General features: G+C 31.7%; 22 protein-coding genes and 3 pseudogenes. 7 read left to right on the top strand and 18 right to left on the bottom strand.

From position 1 onward, the window contains the following. Positions 1 to 68 precede the first annotated feature (68 nt). Positions 69 to 1076: a potassium channel family protein gene (locus tag JOD41_RS00115; RefSeq protein WP_205051062.1), complete on the top strand. Its 1008-nt coding sequence runs from the start codon at positions 69 to 71 to the stop codon at positions 1074 to 1076. A 390-nt stretch (positions 1077 to 1466) separates the two neighbouring features. Continuing rightward, entirely contained in the window at positions 1467 to 1937 is a 471-nt protein-coding gene (locus JOD41_RS00110) for a hypothetical protein (RefSeq protein ID WP_205051061.1), read from the top strand. A gap of 54 nt (positions 1938 to 1991) precedes the next feature. Here JOD41_RS00110 and JOD41_RS00105 read toward each other — a convergent pair whose 3' ends face one another. From JOD41_RS00105 to JOD41_RS00030, 17 genes are all read right to left on the bottom strand, one after another. Further along, positions 1992 to 2489 carry a methyltransferase family protein gene (locus JOD41_RS00105; protein WP_205051060.1) on the bottom strand — a complete coding sequence of 166 codons (498 nt, stop codon included), beginning with the start codon at positions 2487 to 2489 and terminating at the stop codon, positions 1992 to 1994. After that, positions 2486 to 3112, bottom strand: a complete 627-nt coding sequence (locus JOD41_RS00100) for an L-2-amino-thiazoline-4-carboxylic acid hydrolase (RefSeq protein WP_205051059.1) — start codon at positions 3110 to 3112, stop codon at positions 2486 to 2488. The genes JOD41_RS00105 and JOD41_RS00100 overlap by 4 nt, the downstream gene beginning before the upstream one ends. Before the next feature lie 52 nt (positions 3113 to 3164). After that, positions 3165 to 3989 carry a class I SAM-dependent methyltransferase gene (locus JOD41_RS00095; protein ID WP_205051058.1) on the bottom strand — a complete coding sequence of 275 codons (825 nt, stop codon included), beginning with the start codon at positions 3987 to 3989 and terminating at the stop codon, positions 3165 to 3167. A gap of 19 nt (positions 3990 to 4008) precedes the next feature. After that, positions 4009 to 4635, bottom strand: a complete 627-nt coding sequence (locus JOD41_RS00090) for a DUF6796 family protein (RefSeq protein WP_205051057.1) — start codon at positions 4633 to 4635, stop codon at positions 4009 to 4011. A 201-nt stretch (positions 4636 to 4836) separates the two neighbouring features. Next, positions 4837 to 5445, bottom strand: coding sequence for a class I SAM-dependent methyltransferase (locus JOD41_RS00085; RefSeq protein ID WP_205051056.1), 609 nt, complete (start codon positions 5443 to 5445; stop codon positions 4837 to 4839). A gap of 334 nt (positions 5446 to 5779) precedes the next feature. Next, positions 5780 to 6001, bottom strand: coding sequence for a DUF3784 domain-containing protein (locus JOD41_RS00080; protein WP_205051055.1), 222 nt, complete (start codon positions 5999 to 6001; stop codon positions 5780 to 5782). A 157-nt stretch (positions 6002 to 6158) separates the two neighbouring features. Next, positions 6159 to 6581: a hypothetical protein gene (locus JOD41_RS00075; protein ID WP_019124351.1), complete on the bottom strand. Its 423-nt coding sequence runs from the start codon at positions 6579 to 6581 to the stop codon at positions 6159 to 6161. Between the two features lie 132 nt (positions 6582 to 6713). Continuing rightward, positions 6714 to 7388 (bottom strand): DNA alkylation repair protein, encoded by a 675-nt coding sequence (locus JOD41_RS00070; protein ID WP_205051054.1) that lies wholly within the window; start codon positions 7386 to 7388, stop codon positions 6714 to 6716. 238 nt (positions 7389 to 7626) lie between these two features. Continuing rightward, positions 7627 to 8283: an SIMPL domain-containing protein gene (locus tag JOD41_RS00065; RefSeq protein ID WP_239540821.1), complete on the bottom strand. Its 657-nt coding sequence runs from the start codon at positions 8281 to 8283 to the stop codon at positions 7627 to 7629. A gap of 21 nt (positions 8284 to 8304) precedes the next feature. Beyond that, the gene (locus JOD41_RS00060) at positions 8305 to 8553 is read right to left on the bottom strand and encodes a hypothetical protein (protein WP_205051053.1); all 249 of its coding nucleotides are present in this window, start codon (positions 8551 to 8553) and stop codon (positions 8305 to 8307) included. Positions 8554 to 8678: 125 nt separating this feature from the next. Then, positions 8679 to 8810, bottom strand: coding sequence for a hypothetical protein (locus JOD41_RS09250; RefSeq protein WP_275587923.1), 132 nt, complete (start codon positions 8808 to 8810; stop codon positions 8679 to 8681). A 145-nt stretch (positions 8811 to 8955) separates the two neighbouring features. After that, the gene (locus tag JOD41_RS00055) at positions 8956 to 9462 is read right to left on the bottom strand and encodes a GNAT family N-acetyltransferase (protein WP_205051052.1); all 507 of its coding nucleotides are present in this window, start codon (positions 9460 to 9462) and stop codon (positions 8956 to 8958) included. A 496-nt stretch (positions 9463 to 9958) separates the two neighbouring features. Next, positions 9959 to 10381, bottom strand: a complete 423-nt coding sequence (locus tag JOD41_RS00050) for an arsenate reductase ArsC (RefSeq protein ID WP_205051051.1) — start codon at positions 10379 to 10381, stop codon at positions 9959 to 9961. A 1-nt stretch (position 10382) separates the two neighbouring features. After that, on the bottom strand, positions 10383 to 10784 hold the full coding sequence (locus tag JOD41_RS00045) for a thioredoxin family protein (RefSeq protein ID WP_205051050.1): 402 nt from the start codon (positions 10782 to 10784) through the stop codon (positions 10383 to 10385). Between the two features lie 85 nt (positions 10785 to 10869). Beyond that, positions 10870 to 11865, bottom strand: coding sequence for a permease (locus JOD41_RS00040; RefSeq protein WP_205051049.1), 996 nt, complete (start codon positions 11863 to 11865; stop codon positions 10870 to 10872). Between the two features lie 2 nt (positions 11866 to 11867). After that, positions 11868 to 12941, bottom strand: a complete 1074-nt coding sequence (gene arsB / locus JOD41_RS00035; RefSeq protein ID WP_205051048.1) for an ACR3 family arsenite efflux transporter — start codon at positions 12939 to 12941, stop codon at positions 11868 to 11870. Positions 12942 to 13035: 94 nt separating this feature from the next. Then, positions 13036 to 13347, bottom strand: coding sequence for an ArsR/SmtB family transcription factor (locus tag JOD41_RS00030; protein WP_205051047.1), 312 nt, complete (start codon positions 13345 to 13347; stop codon positions 13036 to 13038). A gap of 459 nt (positions 13348 to 13806) precedes the next feature. Here JOD41_RS00030 and JOD41_RS09245 point away from each other — a divergent pair, with 459 nt between their 5' ends. From JOD41_RS09245 to JOD41_RS00010, 5 genes and pseudogenes are all read left to right on the top strand, one after another. After that, complete coding sequence (locus JOD41_RS09245; protein WP_275587922.1) at positions 13807 to 13935, top strand: LDCC motif putative metal-binding protein; 129 nt, start codon at positions 13807 to 13809, stop codon at positions 13933 to 13935. A 92-nt stretch (positions 13936 to 14027) separates the two neighbouring features. Further along, a pseudogene (locus tag JOD41_RS09115) lies at positions 14028 to 14827 on the top strand (IS256 family transposase). A gap of 47 nt (positions 14828 to 14874) precedes the next feature. Continuing rightward, positions 14875 to 14970: pseudogene (locus JOD41_RS00020) on the top strand (relaxase); the annotation flags it as partial. A 114-nt stretch (positions 14971 to 15084) separates the two neighbouring features. After that, positions 15085 to 15540: a CopY/TcrY family copper transport repressor gene (locus JOD41_RS00015; RefSeq protein ID WP_205051046.1), complete on the top strand. Its 456-nt coding sequence runs from the start codon at positions 15085 to 15087 to the stop codon at positions 15538 to 15540. Between the two features lie 13 nt (positions 15541 to 15553). Next, positions 15554 to 17704: a heavy metal translocating P-type ATPase gene (locus tag JOD41_RS00010; RefSeq protein ID WP_205051045.1), complete on the top strand. Its 2151-nt coding sequence runs from the start codon at positions 15554 to 15556 to the stop codon at positions 17702 to 17704. Between the two features lie 199 nt (positions 17705 to 17903). On the opposite strand, the pseudogene JOD41_RS00005 reads toward JOD41_RS00010, so the two are convergent. Further along, positions 17904 to 18506, bottom strand: a pseudogene (locus JOD41_RS00005) (recombinase family protein); the annotation flags it as partial.

Below are 18506 nucleotides of genomic sequence, written 5' to 3'. Positions count from 1 at the left end.
TAATAAAATTCAAACTAATAGTTTTTTCTATTAAAGTATGCTATAATCTCTCTTATAAGGAGAGGCTTATGGAGGAAAGAAGAAAACTTAAATTTATTTTATATGCATTTTCACTTTTGCTTATTATAGGCACTGTGGGATATATGATTTTATTAGATGTAGGCTTTGTTGATGCTTTATATATGACTGTCATAACTATATCCACCGTTGGTTTTGGAGAAGTTGGCACAACAAGTAATTGGTCTGAAATATTTTCAATATGTATGATTTTTTTAGGTGTAGGTATAGTTGGATATGCCTTTACAACAATTGTAGCTATGTTTGTTGAAGGCAAAGTTTCTGATTTATGGAAGGGAAACAAAATGGAGAGAAAAATTTCAGCTTTAAATGATCACTATATAATATGTGGCTCTGGAGAATTAGCAGAAGTAATTATAAATAAATTTTTAGATGATAATTTAAATTTTGTTGTCATAACTGACAATCGTGAGGACCTTGATGACTATAGCCATCACAATATTTTAGTTGTGGAAGGTCATTCCACTGAAGAAAATGTATTAAAACATGCTGGAGTTGAAAAAGCTAAAGGTCTTATTGCAGCTCTTGATACAGAAGTAGATAATATTGTAACTGTTCTTACAGCAAGAAATCTAAATGAAAAAATTTATATTATAGCAAATGCCATCACTAAATCTGGAAGTGAAAAATTATTAAAAGTTGGAGCAAATAAAACTTTGTCTGCTGTAGAAATATCAGGCAATAGAATGGCATCACTTATGATAAAACCAAATATAATTTCTTTTTTAGATGTTGTTACGAGAATGGGCGACGTAGAACTTGATTTAGAAGAAGTAATTGTTAAAAAAGGTTCTTATTTAGAAAATAAAACATTAGTCGAAGCAGAAATTCCAAGAAAAACTGGTCTCACTGTTCTTGCAATAAAAAAGATTGATGATGGGAAACTTCTTTTTAATCCTCCAGTGGATTACACTTTTAAAATTGGAGATATACTAATTATTCTTGGACGAGAAGAACAAGTGGATAAGCTTAGAAATTTAGGAGATGAGATGAAATAAAATAAACTTCTTTTATTTCATAAATATAAATATTTTATTCAGCATATTAGGAGGAAAATTTATTAAAGAGTAACAATAATTTAGGGCTTTGTTTTTTACATCCTTTGCTGATATTAGCTAGTTTCATATGTATTTAGTCAATATTTTTGAATTGTGATATTAACTCTTCTTGACTCAGGGTAATGTCAATAGTCTTATCTTTAATTTTCCAAATAAAACATTCCTATTACTAAAATCATAGTTATTGTTTACAATAAGACTCTGATTCAAGAACTTTTAAAGTGCTACTGTCATAGTTTCTACACTACATTCACTTGCCTTTGATGAATCAAGGTCTATATTGAATAACTTGGGCTTGACCCAAGTTTTTAATAATCCAAGGAGCTATCTATGAATAAAATAAAATTTTCTCAAATAAAATATTTTAGGCTGGTTAAAATAGGAATTTTTCTATTTTTAATCAGTCCCCTTAACTCTGCCTTGGCTATGTTTTTTCAAGGTCCAGCTTATCAGTGGCCTTTTCGAATTTTCTTTATTCTGCTTTCAATTATAGGCTTAATAGGAGGATTTTTTCACTTTTGGTACTTGCTCTTCTTCACTTTATTTTACTTTTGGAAAAAAGATAAAGAAAAAGCAAGAGCCCACTTTGTTCACTTTTTAGTCTTAGCCCTATTGCCCTTTATCCCTGTTTTAATAAGTTTAATAGTTGAATTAAGCCAATCAGGTTTACAATCCTTAACTAAAATAGGAAATATTTTTTATCCCGCTGGAGGAAAAGCCTACACAGAATTTTTGCCTTTTCTTTTTGAAGAACTTAAAAAAATTCTCAGAGACCCATCCTATATTATTCCTTACGATTAATCATTCCAAAAAATTGCAAAAAATAACAGCTACATATGTAGCTGCTATTTAAAATTAATTACTTTTTCTTCTAAACCAAGGTATTACTCTATTCACTTCCTTTAAATATATTTCATATTCTTTTCCAAATTCATTTTTTAACCATTTTTCTTCTGTGTTTTTCATTAATATTGTTAAGAAAAACCAAAATACAAAAGGCAGTATTAATAAATATAAGTTTGCTGTAAGAAGTAAAATGCCTGTGAATATAAATATAAAGGCTGAATAAACAGGATTTCTTACTATGCTATAAACTCCACTTTTTATTAACTTCTTCTCTTTAACTTTTTTATTTATTTTCTCAACTATAACTGCTTGCACCCATAAATATATGCCAAATAATATTAAGAGAGTTCCCACCATAATAAAAATTATTTTCCCTTTACTTAGTTCTCCTTGATATAGGTATCCTTTGAGACGAAGGCATATCCCTCCTATTGTAAGTATTAAACAAATTATGACATATAATGGTCCAACTCCAAAAGCAGGCATTTTAAATTCTTTTGATTTCATTCTTTATCACCTGTGATAAAATAATCGCAACAATCTGCTCCTTTTGCTATGGTATTTTTTCTGTGAAGTACTCCATGTTGAAGACTTATCATAAGCTCATCAAGTTCACAAAATAGAGGCATTAATTCATCTACCCCCAGCTTATTTGTGTAAGCACAAATGGGACAACGTGTAATCCTATAATAACAAGCACCCTCATAAGGTTGACCTTCAAAATCAACCTTAAAGGACGTTGGATAGAGCTTTTCTTTTTCCTCTGTATACCACTTGTAATACTTAAGAATATTTTTCTTATTGGCTTTTTTCCCCATCTTAGTATTGAGATTAGTCAAGGAAAAAAACCATTTTACAGAATAAAGAGAGCGACGCATCATTTCCTGAATGGTCTCCGGTGGAATTTTTTTCTCACTTGCTATATATGGAGCAACAAATACAAGGGCGAACATCTCATTGTATGCCATGGGATTGTCATTGCCGATATCATCTGCCTCTTCTATTAATTTTCGATAAATTTTTTTGCTCTTTTTAATAATTTCTGATGCATATGCTTTATCATACTTTTCTATAAGAACTTTCTTCATTGGGCCTTTAAATAATAAGTAATAAAAACCTTTGTATTTCATCTTGCATACCTCATTAATTTTCTAAAATTTTTATACTAATTTCTATACTATTTTATTTTCTCCCAATAATAAGAGTTGAGCCGTAAAGTCCTAACAATAAAGCTTCTTTATGATCCATAAAAAGACCCTTTGTTGTATCAATTAATTGCACATCTTCGTAGCCATCTTTTTTAAGCTTTTCCATAAATTTATTCATATCACCATATCTTGACTTACTCATCAAATCATGAATAACAAAAACTCCACCTTTTTTAAGTACACGAAATGTTTCTAGTAAAAGTCTTTGTTTATTTTTTCCTCTTATATTGTGATAAACATAGTTGCTTGTTACTACATCAAAACTTTCATCTTCAAAAGGAAGATTCGCTGCATTTCCTTCTTCAAAGCTCACATTTTCTATTCCCTCTAATTTTGCATTATTTTCACAGAGTTCTTTAGAAAATTCACTTTTATATGAACCACTCCATATGTCACAGCCAACCATATTCGCTTTTGGATTTTTCTTCGCACAGGCTATTGTAAGAGCTCCACTGCCGCAGCCAACGTCAAGTCCTATGCCTCCATCTGGAATTTTTACATAGTCGGCAGTCTTTTCTATAATTATTTTGGCAAGCTTTCTTTTTCCATTGTAATCAAAACTCCTATATAAGAAGCTAACCCAGACAGTTATTAATAGGAGTATAAGGCATCCTATCCCTAGGATAATTCCCCAGATGATCCTTTGCCTTCCTTGAAGAATAAGATCACTTGCGCCAAATAAGATGAATAAAATAAGACATACTAGACTTTCAATAATCTTAGCCTTCAACAATCTTTTAGGAAGCCAGTTTCTATAATCAGGTTTTGTTTTGTCATTAAAAAAATATAAAGGTTTCATAAGTTTTCTCCTAAAATTTTTAACTAAAACTAATAAATAAAGAAAAATAGTAAATAAAATATATTAAGTTAAACCAGCCTCCTCGAATGATCATATGTAGTCCCTTTGGCAATCTCTCAGCAAGAGGAGTGAGAATCAAAAGAAATATAGGTGTAAATAAGGCTTGCCATTTTGGAAATACTGTTAACCCAAATAAAATTAACAATGCTAGGGCTATGTTTGCTATAGCCATAATTCCAAAAACTATTTTTGCTTGAAATTTTAAAAATTTTAAAAATTCATCAAGCGCTCCCTTATTTTCGTGCCTTGATAAAAGACCTAAGTAGGCACATTGAATGTGATAAGTTCCCCCTAATATCATGCCAAAAATATTTATTAAAAATACAAACCAAGCGAGATTTAAATACTTTTCTTGTGTTGCCAAAACAATATGATAAAATCCAATGCAATATATAAAGGCACATATTGGACCTAAAAGACCACCAAGGTATAATCTTTTTATGCTAACATTTTTCATTATGCCAATAATTTTATTTATAGTATCCTTGCCATCGTAATCATCAGAATCATAATATAGGGTCATGTCTCCTAAAAACATCAAGAATGAACCCAAGAGACCTATCAATATACTCTTATATAAAGTCACAGCTAAACACCTTCTTTCTCTTAGATAAAATCAATTATAAGTTTGATTTACTAGTAATTTTCGATAAATTATTTTACTTTTTCATTATTTCTAGGACATAGTCATCTTCGTGTTTTTCCAGCGAGAATTTTTAATAGGATACTTAAATAAATTGAAATAAATACTGTGATATTTTATTTTTATCCTTTGCCTTTCTTTATCTTATTTTTTAGCAATAACTACCATTTGTTTTTTACTGTCTAAATAATATTGGCAAGTAAAGCCCAATCCTCTTAGCATTTTTGTCAAGTCCTCAGCTTTGTAAACTTCAAAATTTATTATCTTCAATATTTTTTTTACATCTCTTCTTTCTTTAGAGGAAACTTCGTTGCATATTAAAAACTGTCCGCCTTCTTTTAAGACGCGATAAATTTCTTTAAAGCATTCTTCTATGTCATTCCAAAAGTAAATAGTTTCAAAAGCTGTGACAATATCTATGGTTTCGTCTTCAAAGGGAAGGTTCTTTACATCTCCTACCAATATTTGACATCTTCCAGTGTCTATAGCTTTTTTATTTATTTCACTTGCCATTTTTACGCTTGTCTCTGAGTGATCAAGACCATAAACCTTATCAGCTTTAGTTAAAAAATATTCTATGTTCCGTCCACCACCGCAGCCCAAATCTAGGATAGTATGATTTTTATCAATATTTATGTAAGACCTTCCCCAGCTTGCTAGTTTCTCGTGACCTCTATTCATGCTTTTTAACATAAATCTGCCGCCAAAATTGTCTTTGGGCTTTCTAAAATTCTCAAAAAAACTCTTAAGCATTTACTCCTCCCCTTGATACTAATTATCATTGGTATTATATCACCTTAGCTTCTATTAGATTTAAAATTTTTACTAGAGAGGAATATATTTAAAAAATATAATGTTTAAATTTCTTCACAAATTATTTTGCACAAAAATAATGACTTCTAAGATTTTCTAAAATCCTAAAAGCCATTAGCCTTTATTATGTTTATTTGCCGTCAATGCAATAGGCTCTAAATTAATAGACTGCTCACTAAGTATGTAAAAACTAATTCTGTTTGCCTGTTCCTTTCTTTCATTGGAATAAGGAGATGCATCCTTAAAAATAACAGATAAACAAAATTAGGAGTTATTATTTAATTATGAACATGCAAAACCCAACTACAACAAGGATGATTCCAATCATAAACTCTACTAAACCAACCTTTTTAGCATAGGTTTCTGATTTTCTTCCAGATTTATAATCCGATTCAAAGCCATTAATCAAATTATATTTTTCTTTAAAATAAATAAAATAACCAAATGTAGTAAAAGCGACTCCCACTACTAAAAGTATTATCATTAGTAAAATCATTAAACACCTCTATTAAAATTTCGTATGCAAACAAATATTTTTATAATTTCTCAAAGAGCAAATTGTAGTTTACTAACTTTTTGAATTCCCTTTTTTTCTCCACATATTTAAAATTCCGACTAAATCTAAAAAATCTATACCAAGTACCAATATTTGACTAATTCCAATCTTTATAATCTTTGCTTTGAGAAAGTTCTATTTCTAAATATTTTATTTTTGTATTCTCTTTTATTTCATTAAAGTAAATACGTACGTAGAAAAGTGATGTATCTTTGCCCCAATATTTCTCTGAAATTATATCCATATTTGTTTTGTTAATTATTGGTTTTAATTTTTCAATAATCTCATTTCTAATTTCATTAGTTAGTTTCTCTTCTGAGTTGATTTCTATAAAAAGACTTGGCCTAGAAAAATACATATCTATCTCAGAAACATTATAGTTCTCCAATACTTCTTGTCTAAATTCATCTAATTGATGAAATTTTACACGCTTTGGACTTGTAACAGAAAAGTAATCAAATGCAAAATACATGGCAATTATTGAAATAATTGTTATTATTAATTTTATTGCTTTTTTCATTTTATCATAAGGCCTCACATTCTTATTTCTACTGCTAAGTTAATTAAAAGTTATTCTCATCTAACTCCAAATTTTTGCAATCAATAGAACCATACGATATGCAAGTCAAAGTTCACTATCAGTTGAAATCCGTCATACTTTAAGGGACTTTAAATATTCTTTTTCTTTCGGTGTAATGCGCCTACTATCACGCGCTTTTTGTATTGCTTTATTGTGAGTCCACCTATCTAGGCGATGATCTTCAATATATTTTATGGTCGCATCCCACTCTTTTGCCAATGCTGTTGCAAAGAACCAGGCAACCATCATTTGAACATAATAGTCTTCACTTTTAACAGAAAGAGCTATTTCCAAATACTCAGCCTTAAAATCATCATCAAGAAAATGAGACATCAGCATCTCAATTCCAAAGCGGCAAGTATAGGTCTTTTCAGATGCGGTCCATTCTTTAATTTTTTCCAAAAGTGCTTCTTTATTCTTCTTGAAAATCTTGGGAGACATAATATCGCAAACAGCCCAATTATCTACATAAGGCAGAAATTCATCAACTGCCACAAGGCAGGCATCATAGTTTTTAATTTCAGAGATGATGAGTCCGTGAAGCATATTTTCATCATAGTATTTATGAGGTAGATCCTTTAGAAATTTAGATGTTTCCGGATCCTCAATAACTTTTTTAGCAAGCTTTCTGAGCTCTGGAACTCTGACCCCTATAAATAGGTATCTCGGAATATTTGGTATCAATTTCGCTTGAAAATCAGCGTATGAAATATCCTGCAATGCCAATAATTCTTCTTTGATATTCATTTCTTTCACTCTCCATACAATTCTAATTTGTCGCTATACCATGGATCTTAGTCATAAGTACTATAGTCTTCGCCCTATTTTTTACCAGGTAATGCTTCCTATACACTAGCATTTCTTTAGATAAGCCTGATACTAGAACTTTATTTTAACATCAACTTTTGGATTTCATAACTCTTATAATTTCTTTAGTTTATTTAAAAGTTTTGCTATTTTAAATCTTTAAGCGAAGCTTATTCACCTACTGTTTTATTTCCCATACCATTGTCACTGTATCTGTTAAGTCTATGTCATCTGGTTCTATATCAATGTCATAGGATGGTTCCAAGGCATATGATTTTCTCACTTCTAACTTATCAACTGGAGATGTTCTTATATCTATTTCTCCCCAAGAATAATCTATTGATTGCACTTCTCCCAAGCTAACTCCTGCAGCTATTGCCATAATCCCTGCCTTTTCTCTGGAATTTTCCACCGCACGTTTAATAACTTCTTTCTTCACTGCGTCTTTGTCCTTAACAGTGTAGTCAATTGAAAATTCAACCTTAACAGAACATAGGAACAGTTCGTAGAGAATACGGCCTAGCATTTTATTGTCCTTTGGAAACTGAATCTGTGTCCTATGGTAAAATTTGTATCCAAGAAATCTTTTCTTGTAATCATTATTGTAATCTCTGTAGCTTTCGTATTCTGACTCTATTGAAAAATCCTTGGTCTTTAGAGCTTCGCCAGGGAGCCCAGACTTTTCTATGGCTTCTCTTAAAATCTTAGTTTTTTCTGCAGACTGTCTCACAGTTTCTTCGTAGTCTTTGTAAATTCCTCCAAAAGTTATTCTTAGACTAGTGGTGTCCGGCTTAACAGACACACTTCCAATTCCAGTTACTCTAATTGTTTTCATAATTCCTCCTAAATTTTATATTTAATTTAAAAAATTGAATGGAAAAATCAAAAATCCACTGACAGTATATTGCGAGTCATATCTATCTACCACGCAATAAGTCCTATAAGAATATAGTACCCCTCCCTTGAATGTGGAGTCAAGGTTCTTTAAACTGCCTTCTGAAAATTCATATTGGACAAGAACCTTTCCATTTTCATGATAAATATTTAAAGCTGGGAAAAAGGCTTTTTCATCATTTGTACCAATAGACGCAAACAGTCCATTCATAGTTCCCTTTTTATAAAGGGTTTTGTCATAAAAGTTTACTAGACCTTCTTCTGATGATTTCTCAATGAGAAGAGTCTTTTCAAAGTTTGGATTTATATAGAGTTCAAAAGCAAAATTTGTGGAGTCTAGTTTTTTAATTCTTCATTAATTTTTATAGTTATCGTCTTATAAGCTTCCTTATCTTTAGCTTCATAGAAAACTTTTTTGACAATCGACCCAAGTTCTTCTTTACTTGTTAAAATCTTACAATTTACCATTGTATTTTCCCTTTTTTTATACTAATCTTCTTAGTTGGTATAAGATATAAGCTCCTTTGAGAATCTTTAAATGTAGGTTATTTCTTACACCATTACAAAATACTTATTAGTTTAAATATTGTGCAAATTAAATTAATATTTTTTCCTATATATTAATCCAATATCTTCTTGTTGTAACATTCCCTCTTGATAATCTATTTTTCACTTTATTTTCCAAAATTCCACCATTATTTTCTATAACTTTTATTGATCCGATATTGTCATCATCACATGTAATTAAAACCTTGCGAAGGTTCAAAGTCTCTTTGCAATACATAAGTGCCATAGAGAGCATTTTTGATCCATAGCCCTTCATACATTCAGACTGTCTAATTTCATATCCTATGTTACCACCATAGTTATTTAAAAAAGAATTTAATTCATGCCTAATACTAATTTCACCAATAAATTTTTCATTATCTATCAACCAAAATGTAGTGGCTCTAACATAATTTATCGGCAAATTTATACCATGTTCAAAATTATAAGAACGTTCTATAATTGTCTCAGGGTTGTTAAAAATCCTTTCTACATGAGGTCTGAAAATTTCATCTTCTTCAATTGCTTCTATATAGCTTTGGATATACTTCCTATTTGGTCTAATTAATTTCATATGTTCTCCTATAATATAAATGCCTTTTTCAATGTAATGTACATTACTTATAACTTAAATAAGCTGTAACATTCTTTTCTAATTTATTAATGAATAAATCGATAATAAATTATTAGCTTCTGTTATCAGAATATATCCTTGTTTTCCATAAGTCATAGTTCACCTGCTTTTTTTTAGGATTTATTCTATTTTCTTGACATCAACACAATAGCCTCAGCCGTCGAATCTTGCCAATCAAAGCTCCCTTATTAGTCGCTTTTCTTGGATATTCTTGGCATGAGACTTACCTCTATCGCTACTTCGATTCTCTGTGCGAATCTCGTACCAATAGGGTTAGGACTTCAACTTGACTTGAGTGGCCGTTACTTATAAAACTAACAAATTTTCAAAATCCGTGTATGTGGGAATATGTCCACTAATTGCTTAATTATAAGTCTCTAGCAGATAGGAATTATAGCTATTAAAAATAATTATTGCTTTATTCAAAAATCAACTTCTATTTTTCATTCAAACTAATTTCTTTTTTCTTAATTCTAAGGCTTAAATCCTTAATATTTTTTTCTATTTTAGATATAATTCCCCTAAAAAACTCATCATCTTGACCTGTTGGATCTTCTAAATTCCAGTCCTCTGTATATTGATTTTCTACAATCGGACAAACTACATCACATCCCATAGTAATTGATATATCAATATCTGGCAGGTCAGAAATCAGCTTTGAATATTGAGTTTTCTCCATATCAATATTGTATATATCTTTCATTAATCTGACAGCATCTTGATTTATTTTATCTTTTATTTGGGTTCCAGCTGAATAGGATTCAAAGACATCTGAAGCATATTTTTTCCCTAAGGCTTCTGCAATTTGGCTCCTACAGCTATTATGCACACATATAAATGCAACTTTTGCTTTTCTCATTTTAATTTATACCATTCTCTTCTAATAATTCTTTCACTTCATCCTTGTTTAAAACTTTGCCATAGGATACAACTTTGCCCTTTACAACTAATGCCGGAGTAGACATAACTCCATAACTTGCGATTTGAGAAAAGTCTGTAATATGGTCTATATTTTCTTCAACATTAAGTTCAGCGAGGGCTTCCCTTGCTGATTTTTCTAAAGCAAGACATTTTGAGCAACCAGAGCCTAGTATCTTTATGCCCTTCTCTTTTTTCTTTTCTCCTGCTTTTTCTATATTCTCTGGCGAGAAATTTACATCACAGCAACTTGTTTCTTTAACTTCCTTCTTATTAACAGGTTGGCAATTGCCTCCACAAGTACAATCTTTATCTCTTTTTTCTTTTTTACCAAATAATCTCATTTTTTCCTCCTTAATCCACACCTGTTGTTTTCACAAGAGCATATATTTTTTACTTTCTACTTAATACTTTCATTTTAGTTGCCCATTAAATTAAAATAGGTCTAAAAATGTTAAATAAATATCCTACAGCAATTATCCCAAAAATACAAATTCCTATGAATAGAAATAAAAGCTTTGGTTTAACTGCTTTTTTTAACATAATCAGTGATGGTAGGCTTAGTGTTGTTACTGCCATCATAAAAGATAAGACAGTTCCTAGTTGAGCACCTTTTGACAATAGGGCTTCTGCTATTGGTATCGTTCCAAAAATATCAGCATACATTGGTACTCCGACTATAGTTGCCAAAACTACTCCAAATGGATTCTTGCTTCCTAAGATATTTTCTACCCAAGTTTGAGGAATCAAATTGTGTATCAATGACCCTATGCCCACACCTACTAAAATATAAGGGAAAACTTTTTTGAAAGTGTCACTAACTTGAGTTTTAGAAAAATCAACCCTGTCTTTTAATGTTAAGCTTGGAGAGCTAATATCAACTTGACTTGCATTTTTTATAAAATCTTCTACATATCTTTCCATATGCATTTTTTCGATGAGGCTACCACCGATTACAGCAATAATTAGTCCGAAGACTACATATGCTAGAGCTATTTTGGCTCCAAAGATACTCATAAGTAAAACAAGGCTACCCAAATCAACCATTGGAGACGATATTAAAAATGAAAAACTCACTCCAATAGGCAAGCCGGCACTTGTAAAGCCCATGAATATTGGGATTGAAGAGCATGAACAAAAAGGTGTTACGGTGCCTAGTAAAGCAGATATGATATTTGCCCCTAATCCATCAAAACGTCCCAGAATTTTTTTACTTCTTTCAGGTGGGAAATAGCTTTGAATATAAGAAATTATAAAAATCAACACGCAAAGTAATATTGTAATTTTTATAACATCATAGATGAAAAATTGTAAGCTTCCTCCAAGTTTTGAAGTCATAACAAGGCCAAGATTTGTTAATACTTCCCCTATCAATTCATTGAGCCATTTCATTCCTAGAATTTGATCTTGAATAAAACTCCACATCTCTAACCTCCGTAAACTTTAGATTCCTTATTTACTAAAAACCAGTGCTTTGTATTATTAGCAATATTTACTAAGAACAACATAACTGGTACTTCAGTCAGAACACCTACAGTACAAGCTAATGCAACTGGTGAATCTATCCCAAATATTGCTATTGCAACAGCTACAGATAATTCAAAGAAATTTGAAGCTCCAATCATGCCTGCTGGTGCAGCTATTTCAAAGGGTAAAGCTACTTTTTTGCTTAAGCCATAGGCTATAGTAAAAATTAGTAGTGTTTGAATGGTAAGTGGAATAGCTATCAATAAAATATGAAATGGGTTTTCTAAAATTACATTTGCTTGTGAAGAAAATATAATTATTAGGGTCAATAGTAGTCCAACTATTGTCATTCCGTCAAATTTACTTAAAAATTCTTTTTCAAAATAATCCTTTCCTCTTTTATCAATTACAATTTTCCTTGTGATGACACCTCCTAATAATGGAATAGCAACAAATAAAAACACACTAGCAAATAATGTGCTATATGGTACTACAACATTAGATACACCTAATAAAAACTTCACGATAGGTACAAAAGCAAGTAAAATAATTAAATCATTTGTGGCTACTTGAACCACAGTGTAAGCAGGGTCCCCCTTTGTGAGAGTCGACCACACAAAAACCATAGCAGTGCATGGCGCAGCTCCCAGCAAAACAGCCCCCGCTAAATAATCATTGGCCAAATCATTAGGAATTATATTTTTAAATATAATAAAGAAAAACAAATAAGATATTCCAAACATAGTAAATGGTTTTATTAGCCAATTAACAGCCCATGTTACAAATAAGCCTTTTGGATTTTCTCTAACTCTTTTTATACTTTGAAAATCTACTTTCATCATCATTGGATAAATCATAATCCAAATTAATATTGCTATAGGCACAGATATACCTGCAATTTGCATTTTACCTAAGGCAGATGGGATTATAGGTATATATTTTCCTATAAGCACTCCTACAATCATGCAAAATAATACCCATAAGCTCAGATATTTTTGAAATACATTAATTCCTTCATTCTTATTTTTTTCCATAGTTCTCCTACCTCTATTCTTATTTTTTTCCATAGTTCTTCTATCTATTTTAGCATAGATACATTCAAATGTTTCTATGCGTAGTGCAGAAAAATTATTTATTCCAAGTGTGACAAATACATTCCTCTCCGCTATCAAATATTTCCTTTAAGTCGGATTGCATCTCCTTCAGAATCTTCTTATTGGCAATGTAATATATGTTTTTTCCTTCTCTTCTGCTGATAACTAGATTTGCATCCTCTAATCTTTTCATATCATTAGACAGTGTTGGTTGTGTTATATCGAATTTCTCTAATATCTCACAAGCACAAAGCTCATTGCAAGATAACATATCTATAATTTCTAATCGTTTTGGATCGCTCAAAACTTTTAGTTTTTTTGATATCTCTATATATTTATTCTTCATGTAAACCTCCTTCATCTTTTCATATAAAATTATACAAATCATATAGAAAGTAGTCAATGTGTTTTTCTTTCTTCTCTTAACATAATTCTTATTGTTTTTTCTTACTAGCTCAACTCATTTATATCTGCAAATTTGAATTCTCTCTGTACACTCCACCTAAAATATCCACAATGTATGGAGACTCTACAATAATTTATAAATGTACTCTTCCCTCCAAATAAAATTTAAAGCAAAAAATTAGTCCTTTAAGATTTTTTATAAAGATCCTAAAAGCCAACTATTTCAACAGAATTATAGCCTATCAACTAAATTTCTTGACATTAATACTACAGTCTCCACATGTCTTTAATTATGGGATAGAAAAAAGGGATATAAAAAATTGAAAAAATAATTTTTTTTGGTATAATTATTATTTATTATTGTAGAAAATTTACAAATAATTACCCGAGGAGGTAAAATATGAAAATCTTTGAATCAATAAAAAATAGGTGGAAAAAATTCTTGGAAAATCTAGCAAAAGAAAATAAAAAATCTTTTGGAAATGAAAGATTAGATTGTTGTTCAATGAACAAAAGAGAATATAAATAAAGAAAAAAATGACCATGGCGGAGACTGTGTAAAATTTTGTGTATAGAAACCTCCTGATTAGGGTAAGTAAAAACTAATCAGGAGGAATTTTTATGCCAAAAAAAGACCATAAACAAAAAGAAGCAAAAATGTTAATTGAAGAATATCAGCCTCAAAGCGCACAAGATATTCAAGAAGCTCTAAAAGACCTTCTAGGCGATACAATGAAAAAACTTTTAAAAGCAGAATTAGATGAGCATTTAGACTATGAATATGTAGAAAAACCACTATTCTTAAATACAAGAAACGGTACAAGTAAAAAACAGTTAGATCATCATATGGAAATATAGATTTAAACATACCAAGAGATAGAGAAGGTACCTTCGAGCCACAAGCATTAAGAAAATATGAAAAAGACATATCAAACATAGAAAATCAGATAATATCAATGTATGGCAAAGGAATGACAACAAGAGACATATCAAGTCACATCAAAGATATTTATGGATTTGGCATATCAGAAACGATGGTAAGTAAAATAACCAACAAAATACTACCAACCATAGAAGAGTGGCAAATAGACCACTAGAAAAAAATCTATCCAATGTTCTTTTTAGACGCTATACACTACCACGTAAGAGAAAACAATATAGTAGTCAAAAAAGCAGTCTACATTGCCCTAGGCTACAACCTAGAAGGATTTAAAGAAATACTAGGACTATGGGTTGGAGAAAACGAATCAAGCAAATACTGGCTTTTAGTATTAAATGGTCTAAGAGAAAGAGGACTAGAAGATGTATTAATATTCTCAACAGACAATCTATCAGGATTTAGGTTGATACACAAAATTATTTACAGACCCGCAAAAATGGATATGAGCATTAAACTCATAGCCTTTCTACTTGCCACCTAAAGACTCTCTAAATCAGTTTTCTAAAATCCCTAATTCAATGAGCCTTTATGCAAGAGTATTCTTTAAATAAAGAACAATTTTCTGACCTTGTTCAGTATAGGAAAAACTATGAAAATTATTATGGGATAGAAGTGGAGAGATAAAAAGCTATAAGCGTTGCTTACATTTATTAAAAAGACTTGACAAGATAAGTTTACAAGAGTAAACTTATTTTAAGTATTAAATCTACAATTGTAAACGGAAAGGAGGGAAAGAAAATGGATGCAATAGTATATAATACTTATATCACAGATGCAGAATGGGAAGTCATGCGTGTAGTTTGGGCAAATGATCGAGTAACTAGTAAAAAAGTGATTTCCGTATTGCAAGAAAAAATGGACTGGACACAATCCACTATCAAAACGATCTTAGGTCGATTAGTTGGAAAAGGCGTACTAAATACAGAGCAAGAAGGTAGAAAGTTTATTTACACTGCCAATATTGAAGAGAAAGAAGCCGTAAGAGATTATGCAGAAGATATTTTTAACCGTATTTGCAATAAGAAAGTCGGAAATGTAATAGGAAGCATCATTGAAGATCATGTTTTAAGCTTCGATGATATAGATCGACTAGAAAAAATATTAGAGATGAAAAAATCTTTCGCAGTAGAAGAAGTGGATTGCAATTGTCCAGAAGGACAATGCGAATGTCATTTACATCATCATGAAGAATAAGGAGGAATTTAAAATGGACAATAACAACAAACATTTATCCCACAGTCACCATAATCATGGCGACATGGATCATTCAAAACATGAGCACATAAGCACGGAAGAACATGGAGACCATAAGGATCAACATCACGACCATCATGCTGGGCATGATCACAGCGGGCACAGTGGTCATGATCACAGCGGGCACAGTGGTCATGATCACAGCGGGCACAGTGGGCATGACCACCATCATCACGGAAACTTTAAGGAACTTTTCTTAAAATCATTGCCACTAGGAATCATTATTATGCTCTTATCCCCTATGGCTGGGTTTGACCTACCATTCCAGTTTACTTTTCCATATTCTGATATTGTAGTAGCTATTTTATCTACTATATTAATTATTTATGGTGGACGTCCATTCTATCAAGGGGCAGTTGACGAATTTAAACAAAAAGAACCTGGAATGATGGCTCTCGTTTCTTTAGGTTTAAGTGTTTCATATTTATATAGTATTTATACTGTAATAGCAAGCTACGTAACAGGTGAACAAATTATGGACTTTTTCTTTGAATTTGCTTCATTACTATTAATCATGTTATTAGGTCACTGGATTGAGATGAAAGCTATTGGAGAAGCAGGAGATGCACAAGAAGAACTGGCTAAGCTAGTACCAAAAGATGCTCATGTAGTATTAGATGACGATTCAATAGAAACACGACCAGTTGCTGACTTAAAGGTAGGTGATTTAATTCGAGTTCAAGCTGGAGAAAATGTGCCAGCAGACGGAACTATCGAGCGTGGCGAATCACGTGTAAATGAAGCTCTTTTGACTGGAGAATCAAAAGCAGTGAAAAAAGGTCCTGGCGATGAAGTAATCGGAGGCTCAACAAATGGAGAAGGGGTTCTTTATATTAAAGTGAATGAGACAGGTGATCAATCCTTCATCTCTCAAGTTCAGAATTTAATCAGCCAAGCTCAAAGTCAGCCTTCCAGAGCAGAAAATATTGCTCAAAAGGTTGCAGGATGGCTCTTCTATATTGCGGTCATTGTCGCACTAATAGCTTTTGTAGTATGGACGCTTATAGCGGACATCCCAACGGCAGTAAAATTTGCTATCACAACATTAGTTATAGCTTGTCCTCACGCTTTGGGTCTGGCTATTCCATTGGTAACCGCCCGTAGCACAAGCTTAGGAGCTAGCCGTGGCTTACTAGTAAAAGACCGCCAAGCCTTAGAAATAGCTCAAGATGCAGATGTGATGATTTTAGATAAAACGGGTACTTTAACAACTGGTGAGTTTAAAGTATTAGACGTTGAACTTTTTAATAACAAATATAAGAAAGAGGAAATCATTGCCTTACTGGCAGGTATTGAAGGAGGATCTAGCCACCCGATTGCTCAATCAATTATTAGTTTCGCTAAGCAGCAAGGTATAAGTCCAGTATCTTTTGATTCGATTGATGTGATTTCCGGTGCTGGCGTAGAAGGCAAAGCCAAGGGCCATAATTACCAATTAATCAGCCAAAAAGCATACGGACGTAATTTGGATATTGATATTCCAAAAGGAGCAACTCTTAGTGTCTTAGTAGAAAACGATGATGCTATTGGTGCTGTAGCTTTAGGGGATGAATTAAAACCAACGAGCAAAGAGTTAATTAATGTTCTTAAAAAGAACAATATAGAGCCAATTATGGCAACAGGTGATAATGAAAAAGCGGCTCAAGGCGCGGCAGAAGATTTAGGGATTGAATATAGATCAAATCAATCTCCACAAGACAAGTATGAATTGGTAAAAGCACTTAAAGAAGAAGGAAAAAAAGTTATCATGGTAGGTGACGGTGTCAATGATGCCCCTTCTCTTGCCTTGGCAGATGTTGGAATAGCGGTCGGTGCAGGAACTCAAGTGGCGTTGGATTCAGCTGATGTCATCTTGACTCAATCTGATCCAGGAGATATTGAATCATTCATTGAATTAGCACACAAAACAACTCGTAAAATGAAACAAAATCTCTTTTGGGGAGCCGGTTATAACTTTATAGCTATCCCTCTAGCTGCAGGAATTTTGGCTCCTATTGGTATCACATTAAGCCCAGCATTAGGAGCAATTCTAATGTCTGTATCAACAGTCATCGTCGCCATTAATGCTATTTTATTAAGTTTAGATCCAAAAAATAACGATTAACAGATTGAATGATTGAAACTCCTTAAAGTATCAAGATACAATAGTTTTACAGGAGAAAAAGAGATGTAAGTAAAAGCTCTTTGTAAAATCGTGTTGGTAGAAGTAGACGATTTTTCTACCAACACGATTTTTAATTTATTATAGAACTGATTTCTTTTAAAATCCTAAAAGCCACCTATTTCGACAGTTTTATAACTTGTTATTCTATTTTCTTGACAATAATACCACCGTCTCCACATGCGTTGTCTTTTGCTTGGGAACATAATTTTTTATCCTCGTCATTCTTGCAGGAGCACAATTTATCAATATCATTGTCTTTGGCATTTTTTCTTTTATCTTTAAAATTATTTGAATCTTGACTATCTTTAACCCCTGTTTTGAAATAGAATGTTAAGTCATATGGATGGACTGTTCCGTCTTTGTCAATTCTTCCAACCACGACTTTATCAACTATGCTTTCAAATACTGTTCTGTTAAATTCCTCTATAATTTCTTTATTTTCTAAGACCTTTTTAAATTGCTTTAATCTTTCTTTAATAGAGTCTTCATCTTTTATCGTTAGTTCCAATGTTTTCTTTTCATCAAGTAATTCTTCTTTTTGTTTTGTTAGTTTTTTATACTTTTTAGCATAAACTTCTTCGTCTATACTATCTTCCAAATGAAGATCAACTAACTTTCTTTCTTGACTAATGATTCTGTTTAATTGGTTTTCTAACTTTTTCAAATCTTTGACCAAAGTCTCATCATTTATTTCTTCTTCAACAATCTTTAAAAAGTCATCTATTATTGTTGAATCTGCATG

Origin of the sequence: Peptoniphilus gorbachii, from assembly GCF_016908115.1 — a bacterium.
GTDB lineage: Bacteria > Bacillota > Clostridia > Tissierellales > Peptoniphilaceae > Peptoniphilus_A > Peptoniphilus_A gorbachii.
This window is presented reverse-complemented; position numbering and strand designations above follow the sequence as displayed.